Source organism: Jiangella anatolica (assembly GCF_003236295.1).
Taxonomy (GTDB): Bacteria; Actinomycetota; Actinomycetes; order Jiangellales; family Jiangellaceae; genus Jiangella; species Jiangella anatolica.
On the sequence record NZ_POTW01000165.1, the window covers coordinates 1 to 5,798 of the forward strand.

The 5,798-nt window shown below is 74.1% G+C and carries 6 protein-coding genes; 2 read left to right on the forward strand and 4 right to left on the reverse strand.

Features of this window, described 5'->3' with window-relative positions; translation table 11 throughout:
• Window positions 1–108 precede the first annotated feature (108 nt).
• Window positions 109–909 carry an energy-coupling factor transporter transmembrane component T family protein gene (locus tag C1I92_RS32430; protein ID WP_369124148.1) on the forward strand — a complete coding sequence of 267 codons (801 nt, stop codon included), beginning with the start codon at window positions 109–111 and terminating at the stop codon, window positions 907–909.
• A gap of 478 nt (window positions 910–1,387) precedes the next feature.
• Here C1I92_RS32430 and C1I92_RS32435 read toward each other — a convergent pair whose 3' ends face one another.
• Window positions 1,388–1,843: a MarR family winged helix-turn-helix transcriptional regulator gene (locus C1I92_RS32435; RefSeq protein ID WP_111258756.1), complete on the reverse strand. Its 456-nt coding sequence runs from the start codon at window positions 1,841–1,843 to the stop codon at window positions 1,388–1,390.
• Window positions 1,844–1,895: 52 nt separating this feature from the next.
• Between C1I92_RS32435 and C1I92_RS32440 the strand changes: the two genes are divergently transcribed.
• Complete coding sequence (locus C1I92_RS32440; RefSeq protein WP_111258757.1) at window positions 1,896–3,044, forward strand: Mrp/NBP35 family ATP-binding protein; 1,149 nt, start codon at window positions 1,896–1,898, stop codon at window positions 3,042–3,044.
• Here C1I92_RS32440 and C1I92_RS32445 read toward each other — a convergent pair whose 3' ends face one another.
• The 3 genes from C1I92_RS32445 to C1I92_RS32455 form a co-directional block, all read right to left on the reverse strand.
• Window positions 3,045–4,532, reverse strand: coding sequence for a multicopper oxidase family protein (locus C1I92_RS32445; protein ID WP_111258758.1), 1,488 nt, complete (start codon window positions 4,530–4,532; stop codon window positions 3,045–3,047). It lies immediately after the preceding gene.
• Window positions 4,516–4,962 (reverse strand): hypothetical protein, encoded by a 447-nt coding sequence (locus tag C1I92_RS32450; protein ID WP_111258759.1) that lies wholly within the window; start codon window positions 4,960–4,962, stop codon window positions 4,516–4,518. Before C1I92_RS32450 ends, C1I92_RS32445 begins: the two co-directional genes overlap by 17 nt.
• Before the next feature lie 93 nt (window positions 4,963–5,055).
• Window positions 5,056–5,798: dioxygenase family protein (locus C1I92_RS32455; RefSeq protein WP_111258761.1), on the reverse strand; the 743-nt coding region annotated here is incomplete at its 5' end.

The window sequence follows — 5,798 nt, forward strand, 5'->3', positions numbered from 1 at the left end:
GATCGTGGCGGTGACGCACGACGAGGCGTTCGCGTCGGCGCTGGCCGACGAGCGGGTGACAGTGTCCGGCGGGACGCTCTCGGTGGCCGCGGAGGTGCGGTCGTGACGCTGCTGCAGACGCACCTGTCCACCGATACGGCGGCGGTGCTGGCCCGGCGCAACCCGGTCGCGAAGCTTGCGGCCGCGCTGATCCCGTCGATGGTGCTGCTGGTCAGCGTCGATCCCGTGTCGGCGGGCGTCCTGCTGACCGCCTGGCTGGTCTCCGTGCCGGCGTGGGGCGTGGGCTGGTCCGGGCTGCTGCGCCGGCTGTGGCCGCTCGGGCTGGCGGTCGTCATGGTGACGCTCGGGAATGCGGTGTTCACCGCGCGCAAGGGCGGCGCGACCCTGCTGGAGGCCGGTCCGCTGCTGGTGACGACCGAGAGTCTGGCCACCGGCGCGACGGCCGGCCTGCGGGTCGCGGCGATCGCGCTGCCCGGCGTGCTGGCGGTGCTGACGATCGACCCGGTGGACCTGGCCGACGCGCTGGTGCGGCACCTGCGGGTTCCGGCCCGGTTCGCCTACGGGTCGCTGGCGGCGTTCCGGCTGGCGCCGCTGCTGGCGTCGGAGTGGGAGGTGCTCGGCCGGGCCCGGCGCGCTCGCGGCCTCGGCGGCGACCGTCATCCGCTGCGGGCCCTCGGCGTGCTGGGCGGCCGGTTGTTCGCGCTGCTCGTCGGGGCCGTGCGACGAGGGACGCAGCTGGCGGTGGCGATGGACGCGCGCGGGTTCGCCGCGTCGGCGCATCGCACGTCGGCGCGGCGGCCGGTGTTCGGCCGGGCGGACGCCGCGCTGCTGGCCGCGTCCGTCCTCCTCACCGCCGTCGCCGTCGCGCTGGCGGTGGCGACCGGCGCCTGGTCCCCCGTCCTCTCCTGATTGATCACGTCAAGTGGGGCTGCTCCCGCTTCACCAGGCATGCCTTCCTGGGGAAGCGGGAGCACGCCTACTTAGGACACCCGTTCACCGCGAGTAGGTCGCCCGACCACCCGCCCGATGCCGGGGCGACGACGACCGTGGGCGGCATCGACCGCGCCGACCGACCCCCGGCGCCGTGGGCGACGCCGAGCAGACCTCACACGCCCCCCCGCAGGTGAGGCCGCGCCGTCACCCCCGGGGAGCTTGCGCACCCACCACTGGCGCACCTCACCCGCGACCAGACCGGATGCGGCGGCCAACCGGCCGCCGCACGGCCCCTCAGACGGGCGAGGTGCACCCCATACGCGTGACGACGGCCCCACACTCCAACAGACCCCAAACCGCGCGAGTTCTCAGTGGGGCTGCTCCTGCTTCACCCAGGCATGCATTCCTGGGGAAGCGGGAGCACACCCACTTGACGTGATCAATCAGGGCGGGGTCAGGGGTCGAGGCGGCGGAGCAGGTCGGCCAGGGTGGCCAGCTCGGTGTCGTCGAAGCGGCCGACGACGTAGTCGTGGACGCCGCGCAGGTGGGTGCCGCTGGCGTCGCGCAGCCGCTCGTAGCCGGCGTCGGTCAGCACCGCGTAGAAGCCGCGGCCGTCGCGCTCGGCCTGGGCCCGCTCGACGAAGCCCTCCTCGACCATCCGGTCGACCAGCCGGGTGAGGCCGCTGGGCGAGAGCAGGACGCGCTCGGCCAGGTCGCTCATCCGCAGCCGGCGCCCGTCCGCCTCCAGCAGCCGCACCAGCACGTCGTACCAGGCCAGCGGCAGCTCGTGCTCGGCGAGGAGGTCGGCCTCGAGCCGCCGGATCACCCGGGACTGCGCGCGGATGAACAGCCGCCACACCTCGAGCTGCTCAGCCGTGACCCACTGGTCGGTGTCCTTGCTCGCCGTCATGTCGTCCAGATCCTAGACGGCGGCGCGCCGGGAGCGACGTAGCATCGACCATATGAATGCGCTCCCAACCGTCGACGACGTCACCACGGCGCTCGCCGGGGTCAAGGACCCGGAGATCAAGCGGCCGATCACCGAGCTCAACATGGTGAAATCCGTGGACGTCGCCGCCGACGGGCGGGTCCGCGTCGAGGTGTACCTCACGGTGGCCGGCTGCCCGCTGCGCGACACCATCACCCGCGACGTCACCGCGGCGGTGATGGCGCTGCAGGGCAGCACGTCGGTCGACGTCGTGCTCGACGTCATGTCGCCGGAGCAGCGCAAGGCGCTGTCCCAGCAGCTGCGCGGCGGCGCGCCGGAGCGGGAGATCCCGTTCACCCAGCCCGGCTCGCTCACCCGCATCTACGCGGTCGCGTCCGGCAAGGGCGGCGTGGGCAAGTCGTCGGTGACGGCGAACCTGGCCGCCGCGATGGCCGCCGACGGCGTCCGCGTCGGCCTGGTCGACGCCGACATCTACGGGCACTCGATCCCGCGCATGTTCGGCGTCGAGGGATCGCAGCCGACCGTCGTCGAGCGGATGATCATGCCGGTGCCGGCGCACGGCGTGAAGCTCATCTCGACGGAGATGTTCAAGCCCGACCGCGACATCCCGGTCGCCTGGCGCGGGCCGATGCTGCACCGCGCGCTGCAGCAGTTCCTCACCGACGTCTACTGGGGCGACCTCGACGTCCTGCTGCTGGACCTTCCGCCCGGCACCGGCGACGTCGCCATCTCGCTGGCCCAGCTGCTGCCGAACGCCGAGATCGTGGTCGTGACGACGCCGCAGCTGGCCGCCGCGGAGGTGGCCGAGCGGGCCGGGTCGATCGCGATGCAGACGCACCAGCAGGTCTCCGGCGTCATCGAGAACATGTCGTTCCTGCCGTGCCCGCACTGCGGCCCGGAGCACCGGCTGGAGCTGTTCGGCAGCGGCGGCGGCCAGCGGGTCGCCGACGGACTGTCCCGGCGGCTCGGCGCGGCGGTGCCGCTGCTCGGCGAGATCCCGCTCGACACCCGGCTGCGCGAGGGCGGCGACGCCGGCATGCCGCTGGTGCTGAGCGATCCGGACGCGCCGGCCGCGGCGACGCTGCGCCAGGTGGCGAAGCGGCTGTCGCACCGCCAGCGCGGCCTGGCCGGCATGTCGCTGAGCCTCACCCCCGCCGGCTGATCACTCCGGCTCGTTGCCGGCGCCGACCCGGAACGGCGTGTGCACGCCGGTGTAGACGAGGTGCGCGACCAGCCCGTCGACGGCGTGCGGCAGGTCGTGGCAGTGGTCCAGCCAGATCCCCGGGTTGTCCGCGACGAACGCGATCTCGTACGTCTCGTCCCGGCCGACGTCGAGGGAGTCGACGATCCACGGGCTGCCGGTGGCCGGCACGCCGTCGCGGCTGAGCACGACGGCGTGGTGGCCGTGCAGGTGCATCGGGTGGTTGTCGGCGCCGGAGTTCTCGATCCGCATCCGAACCACGTCGCCGTCGGCGACGACGAACATCGGGACGTCGGGGAACATGCTGCCGTTGATCGTCCAGTACATCCCCGGCACGCCGTCGACCAGCCCGAACCGGCGGCCGATGCGGTAGTCGAAGACGCGGTCGGCGGCGGCCGGGTCGAAGCCGAGCGGCGCCGGCTCCCCGTACCGCAGCAGGTCGACGGTGTCCGCCGGCGGGTCGCTCACCGGCGGGTCCGGCGCGCCGGGCGGACCGGCCACGACGGCGACGCCGCCCAGCTCGACCCGCACCGTCGTCCCGTCCACCGGCGTCGTGAAGCCGAGGTCGACGCGGCCACCGGCGGGCAGCGTCACGGCCGCGTCGGTCACCGGGTCCGGCTCGTGCACGTCCCGCCCGTCGACCGCGAGCACCCGCACCGGCGCGCCCGCCGTCCACACCCGCTTCACCTCGTTGTCGGTGTTGACCAGCCGGAGCCGGACGGGCTCGCCGGGCGCCGCGTCGACCCGCAGCCCGTCCGCGCCGTTCACCGTCGGCTCGCCGCCGTAGGTGTGCACGGCCGCGACGACGTCCTGGCCCGCCGCGACCCCCGCGCGCGGCACGACCACGAGCACGCCGAACAGGCCGCCGCGCACCTGCGCGTGCGAGACCTGGTGCGAGTGGTACCAGTAGGTGCCGGCGTCGGCGGCGACGAACCGGTACGTGTGCGACCCGCCGGCGGCGACGGCGTCCTGCGTCACCCCGGCGACCCCGTCCTCCGCGTTCGGCACGTCCACGCCGTGCCAGTGCAGCGTCACGCCGTCCGGGACCGACTCGTTGACCAGCGTGACCTCCACCAGGTCGCCCTGAGTGACGCGCAGTTCCGGCCCCGGCGTCGTCCCGTTCAGCGTGTATCGGCCGCCGTCGCGGGCGGCGACCAGCTCGACGGCGACGTCGGCCGGCCGGTCCCGCGGCCCGGTCAGCTCGGACACGTCGCGGTCACCCCGCTGCCGCGGCGGGCCGTCCCAGCCGTGACCGGCATGGCCGCCGTGCACCTCGTCGGCCGGTCCGCCGCCGAACTCCGCGTGCCCCATCCCCATGACGGAGTACGTGTCCGGCAGCCGGCTCGAGGACCACACCAGCCCGGCCGCCACCAGCACCGCGACCGCCGCGAGAGCCCCGATGACCAGCCGGTTGTTGCGTCGCAGCCGGCGCTCAGACCCGGGCGGCATCGCCGGTGGTCTCGTCCGACGCCGCCGGGGTGGCCGCCCCCGCGGCCCGCACGCCCAGCAGCGCCAGCGTCAGGATCACGAACGCGTTGGCCGCGTGCAGCAGCCCCAGCGCCGGCAGCTGGAAGCCCGCGAAGCCGAGCGTGATCTGCACCGCCACCGCCAGCAGCAGCAACGCGGCCCACTTCACGCCGCCACGCACCTTGGCGAAGAACGACACGACCAGCAGCACCAGGGCCAGCAGCGGGATCACCATCGTCCCGCCGATGGCATGCAGCATCGGCCCCGGGTTCGGTGCGTCGCTGTCCGCGGTGATCACCGCGCCGTCGTCCAGCTCGCGGATGAAGCCGAACCCCCCGAACGCGACGACAGCGGCCTGGAACACCACGGCCAGCGCGATCAGCCCGCTCAGCACCCGGTACGTCGCCCGCATGAGCGCCCCCTCTCCTCCCCCACGACGCTACGGAGCGGCGCGGGGCCGAGGCAGGGTGCCAGCAGGCGAGCCGCCCGGGGTGCCAGCACCCCGTCAGGCACCGAGGTTGGCGTAGCCGAGCCAGCCGTCGCCGTCGGCGACGACGGTGAGCAGTCCGGCGTCCTCGTAGATCGAGTCGCCATCGTTGTACGTGTCGCGGCCGGAGTGGTCGCTGTACGGCGACGCCGCGTAGACCTGGTCGCTGAGCTCGTCGTCGAAGAACAGCTGGGTGGTCAGCACCGTCTGCTGGTCGACGTGCACGCGGACGTGGACGTGCACGGTCCGGCCGCGGTACCAGCCGGGGTAGATCGTGGTGAAGCGCGCGATCCCGTCCGCGTCGGCCACCTGGGCGCCGCGCAGATAGGTGCCGTCGTCGGTGGGCTCGGACTCGACGTCGCCCTGGCTGTACGTGCCGTCGGATGTGGACTGCTCACCTGCGCCCCCGGGCGGGCCGCCGGAGGCGACCTCGAACCCGGAGTACTCCCCACCGGCGTCGCAGTGCCAGATCTCGACGACGCTGCCGGGCAGCGGCGTGTTCTGCGCGTCCTGGACCCGCAGCGCCAGCGTCAGGGTGGTGCCGGGCCGGTCCTCGCGGAGGTCGGAGCGGATCGAGTCGACGTCGAACCAGTACGGCCCCTCGGTCGTCTCCGGCGACGTCCCGGCCACGTCGACCGCGTCGAGCATCGCCACCAGGTCGTCCTCCGCGGCCGACGGCGCCGCCATCGCGGCCGTGCTCGGGGAACCGGTCGCAGAGCCCGCGCCGCAGGCGGCCAGCACCGCGCCCAGCCCCACCGTCC